At 42.1% G+C, this 20,154-nt stretch carries 15 protein-coding genes, 2 pseudogenes and 1 CRISPR repeat array; of the genes and pseudogenes, 12 read left to right on the top strand and 5 right to left on the bottom strand.

Annotated elements, in window-relative coordinates:
* Nucleotides 1–56: 56 nt before the first annotated feature.
* The 10 genes and pseudogenes from NI467_RS07040 to cas1f all read left to right on the top strand — a co-directional run.
* Complete coding sequence (locus tag NI467_RS07040) at nt 57–1,253, top strand: ABC transporter ATP-binding protein (RefSeq protein WP_253152042.1); 1,197 nt, start codon at nt 57–59, stop codon at nt 1,251–1,253.
* Complete coding sequence (locus NI467_RS07045) at nt 1,247–2,959, top strand: putative 2-aminoethylphosphonate ABC transporter permease subunit (RefSeq protein WP_253152043.1); 1,713 nt, start codon at nt 1,247–1,249, stop codon at nt 2,957–2,959. Before NI467_RS07040 ends, NI467_RS07045 begins: the two co-directional genes overlap by 7 nt.
* A gap of 132 nt (nt 2,960–3,091) precedes the next feature.
* The gene (locus NI467_RS07050; RefSeq protein ID WP_253152044.1) at nt 3,092–4,246 is read left to right on the top strand and encodes a TIGR03364 family FAD-dependent oxidoreductase; all 1,155 of its coding nucleotides are present in this window, start codon (nt 3,092–3,094) and stop codon (nt 4,244–4,246) included.
* Between the two features lie 68 nt (nt 4,247–4,314).
* On the top strand, nt 4,315–5,427 hold the full coding sequence (phnW, locus tag NI467_RS07055) for a 2-aminoethylphosphonate--pyruvate transaminase (RefSeq protein ID WP_253152045.1): 1,113 nt from the start codon (nt 4,315–4,317) through the stop codon (nt 5,425–5,427).
* 50 nt (nt 5,428–5,477) lie between these two features.
* Nucleotides 5,478–6,293: a phosphonoacetaldehyde hydrolase gene (gene phnX, locus NI467_RS07060; protein ID WP_253152046.1), complete on the top strand. Its 816-nt coding sequence runs from the start codon at nt 5,478–5,480 to the stop codon at nt 6,291–6,293.
* 117 nt (nt 6,294–6,410) lie between these two features.
* Nucleotides 6,411–7,439 (top strand): annotated as a pseudogene (locus NI467_RS07065) (transposase).
* A gap of 630 nt (nt 7,440–8,069) precedes the next feature.
* Nucleotides 8,070–9,044 (top strand): metal-dependent hydrolase, encoded by a 975-nt coding sequence (locus NI467_RS07070; protein ID WP_253152047.1) that lies wholly within the window; start codon nt 8,070–8,072, stop codon nt 9,042–9,044.
* 39 nt (nt 9,045–9,083) lie between these two features.
* Nucleotides 9,084–9,908, top strand: coding sequence for an SDR family NAD(P)-dependent oxidoreductase (locus tag NI467_RS07075; protein WP_253152048.1), 825 nt, complete (start codon nt 9,084–9,086; stop codon nt 9,906–9,908).
* 219 nt (nt 9,909–10,127) lie between these two features.
* Complete coding sequence (locus tag NI467_RS07080) at nt 10,128–11,648, top strand: NAD(P)/FAD-dependent oxidoreductase (protein ID WP_253152049.1); 1,521 nt, start codon at nt 10,128–10,130, stop codon at nt 11,646–11,648.
* A gap of 610 nt (nt 11,649–12,258) precedes the next feature.
* Nucleotides 12,259–13,116 (top strand): annotated as a pseudogene (cas1f, locus tag NI467_RS14900) (type I-F CRISPR-associated endonuclease Cas1f); the annotation flags it as partial.
* 21 nt (nt 13,117–13,137) lie between these two features.
* Nucleotides 13,138–13,705: direct repeats of the CRISPR family, unit length 28 nt; unit sequence GTTCACTGCCATATAGGCAGCTTAGAAA.
* 83 nt (nt 13,706–13,788) lie between these two features.
* On the opposite strand, the gene NI467_RS07085 reads toward cas1f, so the two are convergent.
* The 3 genes from NI467_RS07085 to ychF all read right to left on the bottom strand — a co-directional run bounded on the left by NI467_RS07085 (nt 13,789) and on the right by ychF (nt 16,638).
* Nucleotides 13,789–14,487: a pirin-like bicupin family protein gene (locus tag NI467_RS07085; RefSeq protein ID WP_253152050.1), complete on the bottom strand. Its 699-nt coding sequence runs from the start codon at nt 14,485–14,487 to the stop codon at nt 13,789–13,791.
* Nucleotides 14,488–14,707: 220 nt separating this feature from the next.
* Entirely contained in the window at nt 14,708–15,325 is a 618-nt protein-coding gene (locus tag NI467_RS07090; RefSeq protein ID WP_253152051.1) for a superoxide dismutase, read from the bottom strand.
* A gap of 221 nt (nt 15,326–15,546) precedes the next feature.
* Nucleotides 15,547–16,638 (bottom strand): redox-regulated ATPase YchF, encoded by a 1,092-nt coding sequence (gene ychF / locus NI467_RS07095; RefSeq protein ID WP_151204740.1) that lies wholly within the window; start codon nt 16,636–16,638, stop codon nt 15,547–15,549.
* A gap of 295 nt (nt 16,639–16,933) precedes the next feature.
* On the opposite strand from ychF, the gene NI467_RS07100 reads away from it, so the two are divergent.
* Both NI467_RS07100 and NI467_RS07105 read left to right on the top strand, forming a co-directional pair.
* Complete coding sequence (locus NI467_RS07100) at nt 16,934–17,698, top strand: glutathione S-transferase family protein (protein ID WP_253152052.1); 765 nt, start codon at nt 16,934–16,936, stop codon at nt 17,696–17,698.
* A gap of 198 nt (nt 17,699–17,896) precedes the next feature.
* On the top strand, nt 17,897–18,367 hold the full coding sequence (locus NI467_RS07105; RefSeq protein ID WP_151204738.1) for an Lrp/AsnC family transcriptional regulator: 471 nt from the start codon (nt 17,897–17,899) through the stop codon (nt 18,365–18,367).
* Nucleotides 18,368–18,440: 73 nt separating this feature from the next.
* On the opposite strand, the gene NI467_RS07110 is transcribed toward NI467_RS07105, so the two are convergent.
* Both NI467_RS07110 and NI467_RS07115 read right to left on the bottom strand, forming a co-directional pair.
* Nucleotides 18,441–19,190: a YebC/PmpR family DNA-binding transcriptional regulator gene (locus NI467_RS07110; RefSeq protein ID WP_151206047.1), complete on the bottom strand. Its 750-nt coding sequence runs from the start codon at nt 19,188–19,190 to the stop codon at nt 18,441–18,443.
* A 234-nt stretch (nt 19,191–19,424) separates the two neighbouring features.
* The gene (locus tag NI467_RS07115; protein ID WP_253152053.1) at nt 19,425–19,979 is read right to left on the bottom strand and encodes a 1-acyl-sn-glycerol-3-phosphate acyltransferase; all 555 of its coding nucleotides are present in this window, start codon (nt 19,977–19,979) and stop codon (nt 19,425–19,427) included.
* Nucleotides 19,980–20,154 lie beyond the last annotated feature (175 nt).

The following is a 20,154-nucleotide window of genomic DNA, read 5'->3' on the forward strand; positions in this document are numbered from 1 at the left end:
TCTACTGAAATTGAAGAAATGTCATTTAAATAAATGAAATTAGAATTAGGTACAGTATGCAAATTCCAACTTATTTACAAAACTCTCTGCCTCCAACAGGGGAAAAGTTGTCAGCGGGACATCTACTGTCAACTTTAAAAAACTATCCAACTGCCAATGCGAAAGTGGTACTCGAAGCTGTAGATATTCAAAAATCTTTTGCCCACACAAAAGTATTGGAACATATCAATTTAGATTTAAAAGCGGGGGAGTTTGTCAGCTTTTTAGGCCCCTCAGGCTGCGGAAAAACCACATTGCTGCGTATTATTGCAGGTCTGGAACAGCCCGATTATGGCCGGATTATTAAACAGCATGTTGATATTACTCACCTGAATACCGCCAGACGCAAATGCGGGATTGTGTTTCAAAACTATGCTTTGTTTCCAAACTTGACTGTTGCAGAAAACATTGCTTTTGGCCTGCATAAAAAACAATGGACAGCGGCACAAATCCAAACACGCATTACTGAGTTATTACAGCTGATTGAACTGCCGGAGATTAGTGATAAATATCCAAACCAATTGTCGGGTGGGCAGCAGCAGCGTGTTGCACTAGCACGGGCCATTGCCCCGAAACCCGATATTTTGTTGCTGGATGAACCGTTGTCTGCCTTGGATGCTTTGGTGCGTTTAAATCTGCGTCAGAAAATCCGTGCCATTCAACAGCAACTGAATTTACCTGCAATTATGGTCACTCATGATCAGGAAGAAGCTTTAAGTATTTCCGATCGTGTTGCGGTGATGAATAAAGGCCTGATTGAACAGCTGGATACTCCGCACAATATTTACTATAAGCCACAAACCCGTTTTGTCGCGCAATTTATCGGCACCATGAACTTTATTCAGGCCACAGCAATTTCAACCCATAGTTTAAAGATTGCCGGGCAATATGAGTTGGATCATCCAAGCATAAATTTTAGGGCAGGCGAGCAACTCGAGATTGCATTTAGACCAGAAAATATTGAATTGGCTCTAAAACCAGAAGAGCGTAAAGGACAGTTTAGTTTAGCTGTCCGTATTTTAAATATGGAATTTCTTGGCGCGAAGCGTCGCCTGTTTTGTGAGTTGAAACAAAATGACCCACAGGCTGCGCCAGTCCAATTGCAAATTGATATTGAAAATCAGCAACTCATGAATTTAGCAGATGACATGTGGCTACAAATCCCGACTCAGACTTTACATGTGTTTGACTTGCAAGGAATAGCCAGATGTTAAATCAGTCAACCGCAGAAGCCATTTTAAGCAGTAAAAAATCCAAACCTTCATTGTATTCATTACGTTCTAGTGCAGTGCTGTTCGTTGCAGCAATGGTACTGACCCTAAGCCTCATTGTACCGCTGTTATTATTATTGCAAAGCGCATTTTTGGATGAAAATCAGAAGTTTGTCGGCCTGCAAAATTTTATAGCCTATTTTTCCAATCCAGCTCTGTTGTCCTCCATCTTCAACTCCGTCTGGATTGCCTGTACGGCGATGCTGGTGACAGTGAGTTTGGCCAGTATCTATGCATTTGCCTTGACCAACACGCATATGCAAGGCAAGGCATTTTTTAAAACCGTGGCATTTTTGCCGATTTTAGCTCCCTCGCTCTTACCTTCATTGGCTCTGGTCTATCTGTTCGGACAGCAGGGGGTGTTCAAAGGTCTGCTGGGAGATGTGCAAATTTATGGGCCTTTGGGCATTCTCATCAGTTACTGTTTCTGGCTGTTTCCTGCCATGGTTATGCTGATGATGGCCTCCTTTCGCAATATTGACCAGCGTTTAATTGAAGCTTCTCACGTTTTAGGTAAAAACAGTTGGCAGACGCATTGGGCGGTCACTTTACCTGCCATTCGTTACGGACTGGTCAGTGCCTGTCTGGTGGCATTTACTTATGTGATTACCGATTTTGGTATTCCCAAGGTAATTGGTGGCTCGTTCAATATGATGGCTTTGGATGTTTATAAGCAAATTATTGGCCAGCAAAATATGAATATGGGGGCAGTAATTTCTATTCTGCTGCTTTGTCCTGCTGTGATGGCCTTTATTTTTGACCGCTATCAAAGCCGTCGTCAGGCGCGCTTTCAGAGCTTCCAGATCCAGCCTTATCGTATCAAGAACAATCCGCGTCTGGAAAAGCTGCTGACCATATTTTGCAGCGTGATTGCAGGCAGTATTTTATTAATTGTGGTCACTGCAATCTTGGCTTCTTTTATCCGCTATTGGCCCTACGATCTTTCGCTGACGCTAAACCATTACCGCTTCGACTACGTGGATGGCGGTGGCTGGTCCAGTTATTTCAACTCCATTCAGCTGGCACTTTGGAGCACACTGGCCGGTACGGCACTGATTTTCATCATTGCTTTATTTACCGAGCGTTTTAAAGCCCATCGTGTGATTAAAAATTATGTGCAGATGCTGGTTTTATTACCATTGGCCGTACCCGGGCTGGTACTCGGAATAGCCTATATCCTGTTTTTTAATCAGCCTGAAAATCCCATGTCGGTGCTATATGGTTCATTAACCTTATTAGTGATTTCGACCATTATCCATTACTACACCGTGCCGCATTTAACCTTGAGCAATGCCATTAAACAGATTCCGACCCAACTGGATCATGCTGCGCAAAGTCTGGGAGCCTCAAATTGGAAAATGTTTTACAAAGTCTATTTGCCTTTAACCTTTCCTGCGTTATGTGATGTGTCGGTCTATATCTTTGTCAATGCCATGACGACGGTTTCAGCGGCCATTTTCCTTTACTCACCGGATACCAATTTGGCTTCGGTGGCCGTGCTGAATATGGATGATGCCGGGGATACCGTGGCAGCGGTTGCCATGAGCATTTTGATTTTAGTGACGTCCTGTGTAGTCAAGCTGTTGCACTGGCTGTTGACCCGGAAAATGATGAAGTCGAGTCAGCGCTGGCGCGAGCATCAGCATTAGGTGAGAAAAGAGCTCTATTTTTCATCCTTTTAATTTGTTTTAAACCTTAATGAATACTTATTTTTTGAACGCTTTTTAACAAGGCTTAGGATTCTTCATCCTGAAAAACTTGAAAAGGCATGGAAACCTTCGATGAACACAGCAAAAACAGATTTAATTATTGTCGGCGCCGGTATTTTAGGACTGTCAGCAGCCATTCAGGCGGCTGAACAGGGGCTGAAAGTTCAGCTTTTTGAAAAAGATGCCCAACCCGTGGGCGCAACCCGGCGGAACTTTGGCATGGTCGGCACGTCAACCTTAAGCCGTCCAGATGCAAAATGGCGCCAATACGCGCTCGAAACCCGCAAGTTTTATCAGCGCATTCAAGCGCAGCATGATATTTCATTTCAGCAGCGCGATGGTTTATATCTGGCCAATACCGCTTTGGAATGGCAAGTGCTGAATGAGTTTGCTCAAGCTGCACCGGATTACCAGATTCCGGTCGAACTATTGAGCCGCACACAAGTGTTTGAACGTTATGGTTACCTGGACCACAGCGCCAACATCAGCGGTGCCTTAATATTTCAGGAAGATTATTCGGTTGAACCACATCTGGCAGGACATCGTTTATTGCAATATGCCAAGCAACTGGGTATTGAAATCTATTGTAATGCCTGTGTAGTACGCACCCATTATCACCGTGGACATGCTGAAATCCAGCTGGCTTCAGGACAGCACTATCGTGCAGAAAAAGTCTTGATCTGTCATGGAGAAACGACACAAATTTTATATCCAGAACTCTTGCAGCACTTGGGTCTGCAGCGCTGTGCTTTACAAATGGCACTGACTCAGCCTTTGGCGCATGATCTGAAAGCATCGATTTATTCGGGTTTATCTATCTCCCGCTATCCTGCTTTTGAAATTTGCCCCAGTCATCAAGCATTAAAAGAAGAATCACAGCAAGGTCTGGTCAAAGACTACGGAATTCATATTCTGATCAAACAAAATGAATTCGGACAGATTATTTTAGGTGACAGTCATGAATATCATGCCATTCAAGATGCACCACAATTTAATCAACGTGAAGAAATCAATCAATTTATTCTTAAATACTGTAAAGAAAAAATAGGTTTGAAACTTCCAGCCATTGAGTCTCGCTGGAATGGTTATTACCTCACACATCCTCAAGAGCTGGCCTGTGTAACCGAAGCGGAACCAAATATTTACTTGATAAGTGCTATTGCAGGCAAGGGGATGACTACAGGTGCAGGTTTTATGCAAGAAGTATTAAAAAACCATATTCTGTAATCTGGTTTAAACCAGATTGAGCTATATTGATTGTAATTAAAGTGAAAGTCTCAGTAAGGAATTGATGAATGAACGCGCATGTTGAACTAGAAAACAAATATTTACTGCTTACCCCTGGGCCATTGTCGACTTCTCCAGCCGTGCGCCGGGTAATGCAGCGTGACTGGTGTACCTGGGACAAAGAATACAATGGTCTGGTGCAAGATATTCGCCAGCGCTTAGTGGCTTTGGCGACCTCAGAAACAGAACTTTACAGCGCCGTGCTGATGCAGGGAAGTGGCAGTTTTTCTGTAGAAGCTGTATTGGGTTCAGCCCTGCCTAAAAATGGCAAAATCTTAATTATTAATAATGGGGCCTATGGTGCCCGCATGGTGCAGATGGCACGTTGCTTAAATATTGAGGTGGTTGAGCTGGCTTATCCAGAGACTCAAGTTCCCGATTTAAGTGATATTGAAAAGGCATTAAGCGATTCAAGTATTACTCATGTGTCTTGTGTGCATTGTGAGACTACGACGGGCTTGCTCAATCCTATTGAAGAGATTGGCCGTCTTGTGAAAGCTGCCGGCAAAGTCTGGATCGTGGATGCGATGAGTTCATTTGGAGGGGTGCCGATGGACATTGCAAAGCTTGAAATCGACTTTTTAATTTCAAGTGCCAATAAATGTATTCAGGGGGTGCCCGGTTTTGGTTTTATTCTGGCAAAACGTGAACAATTACAAGCCTGCAAAGGTCAGGCGCGTTCAGTAAGTCTGGATCTTTACGATCAATGGAACACCATGGAACAGCATGATGGTAAATGGCGTTTTACTTCACCTACACATGTGGTACGTGCATTTTATCAGGCTTTGCTGGAACTGGAGCAGGAAGGCGGGGTTGAAGCCCGTTATCAGCGTTATTTGAATAATCAAAAATGTCTTGCGGATGGCATGCAAAAACTTGGTTTTAAACTGGTACTTGATGCTGATATTCCACAATCACCAATCATTACCACATTTATGTATCCAAATACGGCCGATTTTAGCTTTCAGGAGCTCTATGAGAATTTAAAACAGGCGGGTTTTGTCATCTATCCCGGCAAAGTCACCGATTTGAACTGTTTCCGGATTGGCAATATTGGCGAGGTTTATCTGGAAGACATTCAACGTTTACTGGCTGCAATCTCAGTCTACTGCCAGAAATAATTTAGCTTATTTTTATTGATTTATATTTAATTTTTTTTAAGGAAAGACTCATGACAATTTCATCTAATACTTTGCAAGCAGTTATTTTCGACTGGGCTGGAACCACAGTCGATTTTGGCTCACGTGCTCCAATTTTAGCTTTCATGGCATTGTTTGCAGATAATCAGGTTGCAATCACGATTGAAGAAGCACGTGCGCCGATGGGTTTGGAGAAACGCGATCATATTGCAGCTGTGTTAGCCATGCCGCGTGTGGCAGCTGCATGGAAGCAGGCACATGGGGCAGAAGTGACCATCGCCGATATTGACCGTTTATATCAGGACTTTATTCCTTATCAGTTAAAAGCCATTCCGCAATGTTCACAGCTGATTCCGGGCGCACTGGAAACATTTGCAGATATTCGCGCACGTGGAGCAAAAATCGGCAGCAATACCGGTTATGCCAGCATGATGATTACTGAGTTGGTAAAAGATGCAGCGCAACAAGGTTATGTGCCTGATTGCATTATTACTGCGAGTGACGTGAAACATGGTCGTCCGTATCCAGAAATGTTATGGAAAAACTTGATTGAACTGGATGTTCTGGATATTAAAACAGTGGTGAAAGTGGATGATACCGTCGTAGGTATTCATGAGGGCTTAAATGGGGGATGCTGGACGGTAGGCTTGGCCGTGAGTGGCAATGAGGTTGGTCTGAGCTATGAAGAATGGAAGGCACTGCCGGAGTCTGAACAGGACAGTCTAAAAGAAAAAGCTTATGCAAAAATGCATGCTTCAGGAGCGCATTATGTCATTGACAGTATTGCAGACTTGCCTGCTGTGCTAAATGAGATTGAGCAGCGCTTGGCTCAAGGTGAAAAGCCTTGATCGGTTAGTTCAAGCATTAAAAAAGTGGATATTGTTTTAATATCCATTTTTTGTTTTAGGCTAGGACTTACGCATTGACGGATTTAAAAAAGTCTCAAACTACTTTATAACGTATCTGTGATCAGACGAACTAAACATGCTTCTACAGCAACTTGTACATTACCCATTTATATGGGCTTTCTCATGACAGAACCAAACTCTATTAGCTGCACACAACTTGCCGAGACTTATAATATCTCGCATGACAGTGTAAATCGCTTTTTGGAGCGTGAAGACTACACAGCTCACGATCTATATCAAGAAGCAATTCAACACATTGATAATAATAAACTTATAGTCAGTATTGATGATACTGTTTTAGATAAGCCATATAGTCAACATATGGACTTAGTTAGCTATTTTTGGTCAGGTAAACACCACCGATCCGTCAAGGGTATTAATCTCATTACCTTGTATGCGACAGATCAACATGGCAAAAATATTCCAATTAATTTTCGAATTTATGATAAGTCAGAAAGTAAAACCAAGAATGATTACTTTATGGAGATGTTAAGCGAAGTACTCGATTGGGGTGCAAAGATTCAATTCATTACAGGTGATAGTTGGTATTCATCGACTGAAAATCTAAAAACCATAAGAAAATATGGTATTCGATTTATGTTTGGTGTCGACAGTAACCGTAAGGTTTCCCCTGAAAAAGGACAATGGTTTCAACTCCGTTTATTGCCGAATTTTCATTAGGGTCAAGTGGTCTGGCTCAAAGATGTTGGCTTTGTACAGTTATTTAAGACTCAGTTAAAAGAACAGCAGAGATTTTATATTGTGCATCAAGATGAAGATGATTTATTGCCCTTTGATGGTTTTTATGAATTACATTCAAGTCATTGGAAAATAGAACAATATCATCGAGTGATTAAACAGGTTTGTCATATTGAAAAGTTTCAAGTAAGACGATCCAAGCTAATTTTGAATCATATTTTCTCAGCCTTGATGGCCTATGTTGAGATACAAAAGAACCAGTTTGAGCGGATCTTTGAAAATGTATATCGTTGGCAGAAGAAATTATTTAGACCAATTATCAAGAACTTTATTGATGAATTTATTCTCGATAAAAATCATCTGCTGCCACAGAGAATCTATAAATAATAGTGCGTAAGTCCTATAGGCGAAGATCAAGGTGAATTTATATTTTACCATTTAATTTTTGTTAAGGTTTTGACTTGAGCTAACCGTTTTTCAGAATCCTTTAATCTCCGAGTTAAAATTTTGTAGCACCACTCTTAGGTATGCTGAGGTATTGACCTCATCGTTTTAACTGTCACTGGTACATCAGGGTAGAGCTATCTGTTTTTTTAATATTTGCAATCAAGGATTTGTTTGAAAATAACTTTTTAATTTTATCCCTGGAAGTAAGTAAACCCATCCTCTGAATTAGAGTCTGCATTGCCATCCAATATGCACTTGCTGTGCCATGGAAAATAAATCCAGAGGCTGGTTTCTAAGCCACATCTGTAAGGCAAATGTTAATCCACAGAATTGGCAAAAAAGTTCATAGTGATATGGGCAGTTTGGTTCTGGTCATATTTTATCAGTGCACTATGCTGTTAGGAATTCAGGCACCCCTTTAAACTTTTTCAGGAAGGATGCGGCACGATCTGGCTTGAGGTTTGAAGGATGGTATTCAGTAAAATTGCAGAAACAACCTTATAAACAATTTTACGCTTCAACTCCGGTGCTGGTTTTGGATTTTTTTATTCTCTCTATAGGGATTAAACTATGGTCACTCAAACTATTAGAAACGTTTTTACAGAAAAATTAAGTACGAAATATCAGGGAATTGTTCAAAATATTGTCGATAAATCCCCCATTCCGATTCGTCACTTTGATTTTAAATTTAACCCGGCAGAGCTAGATAAGCGCTTTTTCCTCAATAAAGAATTAGCCTCTTCTTATTTTCATGCCTTATCAATTTTTTTGACTTTTGGTGAAGATGTGGTAATTGCAACTGCACGTCATCATCGGGATTTTATTGATGATCCGGTGTTGAAACAGAGGCTTACCTCCCTGATTGGACAAGAGGCCATTCATTCCAAAATTCATAATCAGTTTAATGATGAAGTTTTAAAGGAAAATGGCTATCCCGTCGAGTTGCTGCGCGCCATCGCTGCAAAAGTGTTTGATTATGGCATCTACAAACTGCCCCATTCCTTACAGCTTTCCTTAATGGCCGGAATTGAACACTATACAGCGGTTCTAGCCGAGTTTATGATGCAGCACGAGCCATATCTGCTGGGTTCACAGGATGAAAGACAGCGTGCCATGTGGATGTGGCATATGCTGGAAGAATCCGAACATAAAGATATTGCTTATGATGTGTTTCTGGAATTATCAGGTAATTACTGGCTACGAATTACCGGTTTTTTACTGGCAAGCTTAACCATTCTGGGCGGGGTGTCGCTTGGCGGTTATCTCATGCCATTTGTGCGTAAACCCAGCAATTTGATAAATCCGCGTTATATGAAAGATGTGCTAGAAAGCACAGCCTTGTTATTTGGCAGTGAGCGTGGCGTGTTTGGTAGCAGCTTTGTGCATATTCTGGAATATCTGCGTCCGAGCTTTCATCCCAATGATCATGATACGACAGCCTATCTGGCCTATTACAAAGAGCGATTATTGCATCCTGAAACCGGATTGTTGACACCTTATTTTTTGAAAGAATTTGTACCGCCTGTACCTGCAGCTTCTGCCTAAGCTAATTCTGTTCAAGACTATATTTGCTGGATAATAAAAATGAAATTATTTAGAAAAAAAACCAAGCCCAGCCAGAATGCCTTTGCCGTGGTGACAGGAGCTGGAAGCGGGATTGGCCGTAATTTCGCCCTTGAGCTGGCCAAACGGGGCGGTATGGTGGTGTGTGCTGATATTAATCTGGAGGCTGCTGAAGAAACTGTTGCGCTGATTACAGCCTCGGGTGCCCAAGCGTTTGCCGTGAAATGTGATGTGGGTAATGCCAGACAAGTCGAGCAGCTGGCGAATCAGGCCGAGCAGTTAATGCAGCACCCCACCACATTGCTGATTAATAATGCAGGGGTCGGCTTGGGTGGCAAGTTTGATGAAGTGACGCTGGACGACTGGAAATGGGTCACTGATGTAAATTTGTGGGGCGTGGTGCATGGTTGTCATTATTTTGTGCCTAAATTTAAAAAGTTAGGACATGGGGCCATTATTAATGTCGCTTCAGCAGCCTCCTATACCGCCGCTCCAGAAATGACCGCCTATAACGTCACTAAAGCCGGTGTGCGAGCTTTATCGGAAACACTGGCTGCCGAGCTGAGAAAGTTTAATATCCAAGTCAATGTCGTCTGTCCGACGCTGGTGCCGACCAATATTATTAAAAATGGCAAGCTCCCGCATAAAGGAATTATGGATTATGCCCTGACTAATCTGGCCTTGACCACTAGCAATAAAGTCGCGGAACTGACTTTGGATCGTCTGGATCAAGGCCAGCTTTATACTATTCCCCAGCTTGATGCCAAATTATTCTGGTTGATGAAACGAATGGCTCCAAATTTATATGCGAAATTTTTGGGTAATTTGTACCGGTTAATGAAGTGAAATATAAAAATCTCCAGCCTTTTTCGTAGGAGACAGGAAATACCTTCCGCGATCTGGGCTATGAGGCGGAATAAGAAATCTCTTCACTTGAAAGCTAAATCAATAAACATAGCAGCGTGTCTGACATATAAATAGTTCAGGTCTAAAGTCAGTGCGGAGATCAGGATAAAAAGCTTGGCAAGATAGCCAAGTCAATATCAGAGTTAAGGGACATTTAAAATGACAGCTCAAGCAGAAAAATTAGACACCGCTAAAAGAAAAGCATTAACCCCACATATTTACGATACATTTATTGTGGGTGCAGGTATTTCAGGCATTGCCACCGCCATTCGCCTTGATCAGGCGGGTTATCACAATTACAAGATGATTGAAAAGGCGACCCGGGTCGGTGGGACCTGGCGTGAAAACACTTATCCAGGTTGTGGCTGTGATGTGCCCTCGGCGTTATATTCTTATTCATTTGCGCCCAGTGCAAACTGGAGTCATCTGTTTGCACGTCAACCTGAAATCCTGAATTATCTGGAAGAGGTCAGTGAAAAGTTTAAGATCCGCGCCAAGATTGAATTTGGAACTGAACTATTAAATGCGGCATGGGATAAACAGTGTCATCTGTGGATGATTAAGACCAATAAAGGCCAATACCTGTCCAGGACCGTGGTTTTTGCCACAGGTCCTATTACCGAAGCTCAAACTCCACAGCTTGAAGGCCTTGACACTTTTCAAGGTGAGATGTTCCATTCAGCGCAATGGAATCATGAATATGATTTGACAGATAAGCGGATTGCAGTAATTGGCACGGGTGCCTCGGCCATTCAGTTTGTGCCCCAGATTCAGCCCAAAGCCAAAGCACTGTATGTCTTCCAGCGCACAGCTCCGTGGGTGGTTCCAAAACCTGATATGGAGCTGGGTGAGCTCAGCAGGGCAATGATTGCCAAATTTCCTTTCATTCAGACAGCGTGGCGGAAAACAGTGGCCCAGTCACTGAATGCAATTAATTTTGGACTACGTAACCCAGCGGTATTAAAACCGGTGGGTGAACTGGCCAAACTGATACTGCGTTTTCAGATTGAAGATGCTGAACTACGCGAAAATGTAACTCCAAACTTTACTCTTGGCTGTAAACGTTTGTTATTTGCCAATAATTATTATCCAGCTTTACAGCAGGCAAATACCCGGCTGATTCCACATGGCTTGGTGAAAGTAGAAGGCAATCACGTGGTATCTGCAAATGGTGAACGCCATGAAGTCGATGTCATTATTTGGGGAACAGGTTTTGAGGTTTCTCATCCACCGATTGGTAAGCGGATTAGCAATGAGAAGGGTGAATGTTTGCATGATTTGTGGAAGCATAATTCACCAGAAGCTTATTTAGGCACCAGCATTGAAAATGTACCGAATGCTTTTTTGATCTTGGGGCCGAATGTATTGGTTTATGATTCATTTATTGGTTTGGCAGAAGCACAACTGGATTATATTGTGGATGGTCTGCTTAAAATTAAGCAACAGGGAATTAGTCAACTGAACATTAAGCCAAAGGTGATCAGAGAACATAATGAGCTGGTACAAAAACATTTAAAAACAACAGTTTTTAATGCAGGTGGTTGTAAGAGTTATTATCTGGACGCCAATGGGCGTAATTTTGCGGCTTGGCCATGGTCATTGAAAACATTGAAGCAGCGGTTAAAACATTTAGATTTAAATGATTATGAAGTGATATATCAAACTGAAAAAACCAGCTAATTTTAAAACATTCATTTAAAGGTTGATGATATCTATCAAAAATGAATCACTTTTTAATGATCATCATGGCAGAATGAGGCGTTTTGAAGCACGTGTCTATATGAGGTGTTGGGGCAGAGTGAGGTGTTCTGATTCTATATAAATGTCTGATCAGTAGATCTCTTTCTTCAATCGAAAAATAATAATGCTAATTACATGTTTAAACAGAGATTAAAAGTTCCTTCTCTCTTTGGGATGAGAGCATGCTCCGCAAGAAGATGAGGGGGGGTATAAGAGCCTCTGTCTGACCCACTCGTATAAGGAAAGGGAATTTCCTTTACGTTAATTAAAGAATGATTTGTGAGATAACTCTAATATAAAAATAAAGCAGAAGACCAATAACTTAATTAATAGAGTTCATCCAGCAGAGGATGGGGATAGAGCAATTCGCATGAAATTAAGCTCAATCCTTTTGAATAAGACAGCTAGGCATTCCAAGAGACGGCCTAAAACTGTATTTCTATAAGAGACGAATAAGAGACATAAAATGTCGCCTAACTTGAAATTAGGCTCGAATTTGTTGATAAATCTCATTATATTGATCTTAACTTGATACTAAGAATAATAGAAAATGCAACAACTTAATCCTTCAGATCTTAAAGCCATCTTGCATTCCAAACGCGCGAATGTGTACTACCTGGAACATGCCCGGGTCATGCAAAAAGATGGTCGGGTCCTGTATTTGACAGAAGCCAAAAATGAAAACCAGTACTGGAATATTCCGATCGCCAATACCACGGTCATTATGCTGGGAACGGGAACATCAATTACCCAGGCCGCGATGCGTATGCTGGCCAGTGCAGGTGTTCTGGTTGGGTTTTGTGGCGGAGGCGGCACACCTTTATTTATGGGTTGTGAAATTGAATGGATGACACCGCAAAGTGAATATCGCCCAACCGAATACATGCAAGGCTGGATGCAATTCTGGTTTGATGATGCAAAACGTTTAGAAGTTGCCAAGCAGTTTCAGCAGGCTCGGATTGAATTTATCAGAAAAGTTTGGGACAAAGACCGTGATTTAAAAGCCGAAGGTTTTTATCTGGATGATCTGGATATTCAGCAGGCACTGACAGGTTTTGAGAAGAAAATACCGCATTTAAATAAAGTCGGCGACCTCTTGTTAACCGAAGCGGCTATGACCAAGCAGCTTTATAAAATTGCGGCAACACGCACAGGCTTAAAAGATTTTAGCCGCAATCCGGAACAGGGGGATTTAGCCAATGATTTCCTCAATCATGGCAATTACTTGGCCTATGGACTCGCAGCAACAACACTTTGGGTTTTAGGTATTCCGCATGGTTTTGCGGTGATGCATGGAAAAACCCGCCGTGGGGCTTTGGTGTTTGATGTGGCGGATTTGGTTAAGGATGCGGTCGTTCTGCCTTATGCCTTTATCTGTGCCAAAGAGAAGATGACTGAGCAAGAGTTTAGACAGCAGTTATTGCAGAAATTTACAGAGCATCGCTGCAGCTTAGAAAATCAGAAAAAGGCGGGAAGCTGATTATTCAAGGTTCACTGCCATATAGGCAGCTTAGAAAACTTGAAAACATTCCAGCTGCAAATGACATTGGTTCACTGCCATATAGGCAGCTTAGAAAGAGTTGCTGCATTGGAGGCTAAACCATGATTAGTTCACTGCCATATAGGCAGCTTAGAAATTTTTCTTTTTCATTCTTGTGCGGGTTTTGATGTTCACTGCCATATAGGCAGCTTAGAAAAGTTCCTGCTGTGGTTGCTACCGGCCCTGAGGGTTCACTGCCATATAGGCAGCTTAGAAATAGCTGTCCAGCATTTTCAATATATCCTTGACGTTCACTGCCATATAGGCAGCTTAGAAAAATAAAGTGCTAATTAGACTATTAACTGTTTTGTTCACTGCCATATAGGCAGCTTAGAAAAGAAATGATACCGTCTTTCACCGAGCCCATTAGTTCACTGCCATATAGGCAGCTTAGAAAAATACTTGTCCTATATTCCGACCTCAGCACGTGTTCACTGCCATATAGGCAGTTTAAATCTTAATACTTAAACCTGCTTACCATTTTTAAATATGGTGACTGATTACTGAATCACTCACCATATGCTTTGAGCCGAGTAGGGGCTAGTTGTTGGCTTCTGGCAAATCAAACCAGATCACTTGAGCATCCTCCAGCGCCTTAATCTGACTTGCTTCAATGAAGGCAATTGCACCACCAGCCGCTACAGTATGTTCTGCAATCTGGACTGAACCGGAAATCACATGTACATAATTCACCTGCTGTGTTGCTTCAATCTCCAGACTTTGCCCTTTGTGAATCACTGCAGTTTTGACTTCAGTATTCTGGCGGATATGCATAGGCGCATTGTCATTTGGGCCACAAATCAAATGCCATTGGTTGGGCTGCTCATGCGGATCACATTTAATTTGTTGATAGCTAGGTTCGGCATTCCGCTCATTAGGCACAATCCAGATCTGCAATAAATGCACCTGCTCATCGCCCTGGTTCATCTCACTATGACGTACACCTGTGCCGGCACTCATCAGCTGCCATTCACCAGCGGAAATTCCGCCATGATTGCCCATACTGTCTTTGTGGGTAATGGTACCTTTTAAAACACAGGTCAGAATTTCCATATTGTCATGTGGATGCTGACCAAAACCCTGATGAGCATTAATCAGGTCATCATTGATAACACGTAATACACTAATGCCCATATATTTCGGATTATACCAGTTACCAAAGGAGAAGCTGTGTTTAGACTCCAGCCAATCCATTTTTACATGACCACGGTTTTCACTCGGATGTAAAAAAGCCTTCATGATATTTATCCTTAGCTTGATTATTCAATATGCTGCTATTGTAGTGTTGTTAACTGTGCTGGAGATATATCATTTAAGCGACAGATCGTTTGGTTTTTAAAACAATGATCCAGGAAGATATTCAAACAAAATCACCCACACGCCGCAAAGCAGCAGAGAGCTGCCAATAATCCGTTTGATTCGGGTGCGGCGAGTAGTCATTCTTTATCTTCCTTCCAGATTAAGGCGTGTTTAGGGCTTCAAGATAGCGGCGATTCACTTCTTTCCAGTTTATGATATTCATAAAAGCAGCAATATATTCAGGACGGCGGTTTTGGTATTTCAAGTAATAAGCATGTTCCCAGACATCCAGTCCAAGAATAGGGATATTGCCCTGCATCAGTGGAGAATCCTGATTCGCACTGCTTTCAATAATGATTGTTTTATCCGGTGCCACACTTAGCCATGCCCAGCCACTGCCGAAACGTGTCAGTGCAGCTTTGGTCAAAGCCTTTTTAAAAGCTTCAAAACCGCCTAGTTCTGTATCAATAGCTTGTGCAACTTCCCCTTGGGGATGACCACCGCCTTCAGGACTCATGATGCTCCAAAACAAAGAGTGGTTGGCATGACCACCCGCATTATTAATGACATTGTCTTTTAAAGGTTCTGGTACTTGATCGAATTTTGTTACCAGTGTTTCAACAGATAAATCTTCCCATTCTGTACCTGTAATACCCGCGTTAATATTATTGATATAAGTCTGATGATGCTGGTTGTGATGGATCTCCATGGTTTTGGCATCAAGATGAGGTTCAAGTGCATCATAAGCATAGGGCAGAGGGGGAAGTACATAGCTCATTTTATTGTTCCTCAGTGTCACCGGGTTGCGGACTGGACTAAGAAATAAAATACGCCTGAATCTGATAAAGTACAATGAGAATTATTATCATTATTATTGTGGTATGTTAAGTCTTTGCCCAGGTAGCAGCCTGCTGTGCAAGATATTTTCTTCACACCATAAAAAACCCCTCGAAAGGGGTTTTAATTAAAAACAATGAAAAACTTAAGCTTAAAAATCAATTACACGTTAAAACGGAAATGTAGAACATCACCATCTTGAACAATATAGGTTTTACCTTCCAGACGCCATTTACCTGCTTCTTTGGCACCTGCTTCGCCGTTGTACTGTACGAAATCATCATAAGCAATACATTCAGCACGGATGAAACCTTTTTCAAAGTCTGTATGGATCACTCCTGCGGCCTGAGGAGCAGTTGCACCTACTTTTACAGTCCAGGCACGAACTTCCTGTACGCCTGCCGTGAAATAAGTCTGCAAGCCAAGCAAAGCATAACCTGCGCGAATAACCACGTTTAATCCAGGTTCTTCCATACCTAGTGCTTCAAGGAACTCATTGCGGTCTTCATCTTCAAGCAGTGAGATTTCAGCTTCAATCTGGTTGCACAAAGGCACTACAATTGCATTTTCCGTACTTGCCAGTTCACGTACTGCATCCAGGTGCGGGTTGTTTTCAAAACCATCCTCAGCCACGTTGGCAATATACATGGTAGGTTTTAATGTCAATAAACCAAAACCACGAACCAGTTTACGTTCATCATCATCCAGATCGGCAGCACGGGCAGGCTTGCCTTCATCTAGCAAAGGCAGGATTTTTTCAAGTACGGTTTTGGTCGCAACAGCTTCTTTATCGCCGCCTTTTGCAGACTTGGCCAGACGGGTGACAGCTTTGGTCACCGTTTCCAGGTCAGCTAGGGCCAGTTCGGTATTAATGGTCGCAATATCATCTAAAGGATCAATTTTACCATTCACATGAATGACATTTTCATCTTCGAAACAACGAACCACATGTGCAATTGCATCCGTTTCACGGATATTGGCCAAGAACTGGTTACCCAGACCTTCACCTTTCGATGCGCCTGCCACCAGACCTGCGATGTCCACAAATTCCATCGTGGTTGGAATAACGCGTTGTGGTTTTACAATTTCAGCAAGCTTGTCTAAACGCATGTCCGGTACAGGCACGATACCTGTATTGGGCTCAATGGTACAGAATGGGAAGTTCTCTGCAGCAATAGCAGCTTTAGTTAATGCATTGAAAAGCGTAGATTTACCAACATTCGGCAGGCCTACAATACCACAATTAAAACCCATGAAATAACTCACAAAGCGTTATATAAAAATTGCCTGTGATTTTACATGAAAGCCGCACCAAAGTCAGGTGATGTGTATTAGCTTTATTTCAATCGGACCATTTTTGATAGAGTCTGGATAAATCGAAAAAACCGGAGGAAAATAAGCAGATACTGGCCTGACAAGAGCGGCTTGACCCTCATGATGTTAATTTTAAATAAAAATCACATTGTTTTTAAACAGGCGAATGTCTAAAGTAGCTGGAATAACCATTAGACGAAAATAGTCCTCATCTTGGCATATATACGGAGCATGCATGCGAACTCTATACCAGTTTCCTTTATCTCACTTTTGTGAAAAAGCGCGCTGGATGTTGGACCATAAAGAGCTGGACTATGTTGCACAGAACCTGATTCCCGGGGTACATCGGGCATTTGCCCGACTGAAAACCGGACAAAACCGCCTGCCGATTCTGCGTGATCAGGATCGGTGGATTGCCGATTCCACCCAGATTGCACTATATCTAGATGATGCCTATCCGGAACATGGCCTGCTGTACCCAGAAGGCCCATGGCGCCAGCAAAGTTTAAATATTAATGAAATGACCTTGGAGCTAGGGCGGCATGTCAGACGCTGGATGTTGGCTCAGGCTTTGGCATATGATGATGAATCCATGGATATTTTAATTGGTGAGCAGGGCTATTTACGTCAGTTTGAAAAATACTCCCGGCCTCTTTTAAAAGCGGTGGTGGCCAGAGGCTATGCGCTGAATGAAGAAACAGTGGCGGAGTCCAGACAGCAGATTGATGTTGCGGTACAGCGGCTCAATGCCTTGCTGGTGCAAGCGGGTGGACAATATTTTGTGGGTTCACGTTTGGGGCTGGCGGATATTGCCGTGTGTTCGATGCTGGCCCCTTTATTGGCCATTCCCGGTACGCCTTGGGAAAAAGAAAACTTTGAAAATCTGTCCGAAGAATACCGTGAATATCAGCAGTATCTGGAAGACTTACCCCTTGGACAATATATCTGCCGGATCTACCGAACTGAACGTTGTGCGCGGGTTGACTGGCGTGGAGTATAGCCTGAGCTATACTCTCTGTATCTTCAATGACAGCAAAGTTTTAAGATTCAAATCGTAAGAGATAAAAAATCTTGAAAGCTACTGGCTATTCCGAAAATATTTTCAAAATAAGCAAATTTTGTGAAAATTACCGAAATGTTGGGTAGGATTTTTTAAAGTTAATGCTGCATTTCTAAAGAGATAAATAAGAGTATAAATATGGAGCTGGATCGTTTCGATAAACATATTCTGGAAATTTTAACCCATGAAGACATTAACCTGAATGAGCTGTCGGAGCGAGTAAATCTGTCAGTTAGTTCCGTACACCGCCGTATCAAGCATCTGATTGATCAGAATATTATGAGTGGTTTGAAGCGGGAGATTAATTATCAAAAGCTTGGCTTTAGCCTGCATGTACTGTTGCAGGTTTCTTTAAGCAAACATGATAGTGATACTTTTGCCAAATTTCTGGAAGAGTTGGAAGATATTCCTGAGGTCATTCATGCTTTTCTCGTGACGGGACAATCAGCCGATTTTATTGTAGAAGTGGTTGCGCGTGATATGGAAAACTACAGTGAAATCTTGTTAAATAAAATTGGCAAGATCGAGCATGTGGTTGCTCTGCATTCCAGTTTTGTGATTAAGGAATACAATGTCTTTAATTGTAGTGGGCTATTAAACAAAGTTTAAAATATCCAATTATTTCTAACAAGTTTCAATAAGAAAACGCACCTGAAGGTGCGTTTTCTTATTCTAAAGCGCATTAGGGATCTAGCTGCGCTAATACTTCATCAGAGAACTCTACGTTGGTATACACGTTTTGAACATCATCCAGATCTTCAAGCATATCAATCATTTTCATGATTTTTTTCGCTTGTTCAATGTCCGTGATTTCAGCCTTGGTTGAAGGACTCATCACCACTTCTGCATTGTCAGACTTTAAGCCAGCAGCGGATAAAGCATCCTGTACCGTACCAAAGGCTTCTGGCGTGGTGATGACCAGAATCTGATCTTCATCCACTTCAATGTCATCTGCACCTGCTTCAAGTGCAACTTCCATAATCTGGTCTTCTAAAGACACATCTTCAAAAGAAATTTCACCACGTTTGGTGAACAGGAACGCAACCGAGCCATTTGTACCGAGATTACCGTCTGTTTTAGAAAAACAGTGGCGGACATCCGGAACGGTACGGTTCAGGTTATCAGTCATGGTCTCTACAATCACGGCAACGCCGCCTACGCCATAACCTTCATAAGTGACTTCTTTTAGATCGTCATTATCTTCACCGCCTGCACCGCGCTGAATTGCACGGTTGATGACATCACGTGTCATATTCACAGATAATGCCTTTTCCACTACAGCACGTAGACGAGGGTTACTGCCGACATCTGGACCGCCGAGTTTAGCAGCAGTTGTCAATTCACGAATATATTTGGTAAACAACTTACCACGACTAGCATCTTGTTTTGCTTTGCGATGCTTAATATTGGCCCACTTGGAATGACCCGCCATGCGAAATATGCTCCTTGTAGATCGGCTGTATGCCTATCGAATTGGGCAGATTCTACCATAAGGTATTTTTTTGAAAATAGAGGCTAGATTTGAGATTTCAGCATAATGTCAAAAAAATCCTTAAAAAGGAAAACTATAGCAACAGAAACGAAAAACAAGGCAGAAAATAATACAAATAGAGAGGCAAACTCAGCAAGGGGGACAGGTTGTTGCTCATGGCTTCTGCCTCAGTATTTATTCTGGAATAATAATCTCCAGCCCTACCTGGTCTTTATAAAGCTGCTTGATTAAAGCTAGATCATGAGACAGTTCAGTCGGATAGATTTTTCCAAAAATACCACCTTGTTTGGTTTTTGAGTTGGCATACATCAAGACAATGGGAACATTGGCTGCTTTGGCAATATGCCAGAAACCTGTGCGGATCGGTTTACGTACTTCAGCACTTTTGGCACGGGTTGCTTCTGGCGCAATGACCAGATTAAATTTTTCATGTTGCTGGAAATGCTCCACCATCAAGCTCACAATATCTTTATTCGCTTGACGATCAACAGGGATACCCCCTACGGCTTTTAAAAGTGGTTTCAATGGTCCTTTAAATAACTCTTTTTTGATTAGCGTATGAATCTTCAGGTCATAAATCTGAAATAGTGCCAGTGAAAGTACAGCGTCTAGCATTGAAGTATGTTCAAAGCCAACGATGACCTGTTTGTCTTCCAATACATTCGGTTCCACATGGTATTGCCAACCGGCAAGTTTAAATGCAGATTCACCAAGAAATTTGTTCAGCATAAGAGAAAGTCAAAGTATATCTATGAAATAGTGAGTGCTAATTTCTGCCTGTTTTGGTGTGCAGTCAATAGAAAAGTTGAGTTAATACGCAAATAAAATGCAGAGGTATGGAAAAGGTAGAAGTCGCCAAAAGCGAATCTTACTTAGACGTAGATGTAATAAATATAATTGATTA

This window comes from Acinetobacter sp. S4397-1, from assembly GCF_024129285.1.
GTDB classification, from domain to species: domain Bacteria; phylum Pseudomonadota; class Gammaproteobacteria; order Pseudomonadales; family Moraxellaceae; genus Acinetobacter; species Acinetobacter lwoffii_C.

Coding starts and splice junctions, on each gene's coding strand:
- NI467_RS07040 (WP_253152042.1), top strand. CDS start 57: ATGCAAATTCCAACTTATTTACAAAACTCTCTGCCTCCAACAGGGGAA.
- NI467_RS07045 (WP_253152043.1), top strand. CDS start 1,247: ATGTTAAATCAGTCAACCGCAGAAGCCATTTTAAGCAGTAAAAAATCC.
- NI467_RS07050 (WP_253152044.1), top strand. CDS start 3,092: ATGAACACAGCAAAAACAGATTTAATTATTGTCGGCGCCGGTATTTTA.
- phnW (WP_253152045.1), top strand. CDS start 4,315: ATGAACGCGCATGTTGAACTAGAAAACAAATATTTACTGCTTACCCCT.
- phnX (WP_253152046.1), top strand. CDS start 5,478: ATGACAATTTCATCTAATACTTTGCAAGCAGTTATTTTCGACTGGGCT.
- NI467_RS07070 (WP_253152047.1), top strand. CDS start 8,070: ATGGTCACTCAAACTATTAGAAACGTTTTTACAGAAAAATTAAGTACG.
- NI467_RS07075 (WP_253152048.1), top strand. CDS start 9,084: ATGAAATTATTTAGAAAAAAAACCAAGCCCAGCCAGAATGCCTTTGCC.
- NI467_RS07080 (WP_253152049.1), top strand. CDS start 10,128: ATGACAGCTCAAGCAGAAAAATTAGACACCGCTAAAAGAAAAGCATTA.
- NI467_RS07085 (WP_253152050.1), bottom strand. CDS start 14,487: ATGAAGGCTTTTTTACATCCGAGTGAAAACCGTGGTCATGTAAAAATG.
- NI467_RS07090 (WP_253152051.1), bottom strand. CDS start 15,325: ATGAGCTATGTACTTCCCCCTCTGCCCTATGCTTATGATGCACTTGAA.
- ychF (WP_151204740.1), bottom strand. CDS start 16,638: ATGGGTTTTAATTGTGGTATTGTAGGCCTGCCGAATGTTGGTAAATCT.
- NI467_RS07100 (WP_253152052.1), top strand. CDS start 16,934: ATGCGAACTCTATACCAGTTTCCTTTATCTCACTTTTGTGAAAAAGCG.
- NI467_RS07105 (WP_151204738.1), top strand. CDS start 17,897: ATGGAGCTGGATCGTTTCGATAAACATATTCTGGAAATTTTAACCCAT.
- NI467_RS07110 (WP_151206047.1), bottom strand. CDS start 19,190: ATGGCGGGTCATTCCAAGTGGGCCAATATTAAGCATCGCAAAGCAAAA.
- NI467_RS07115 (WP_253152053.1), bottom strand. CDS start 19,979: ATGCTGAACAAATTTCTTGGTGAATCTGCATTTAAACTTGCCGGTTGG.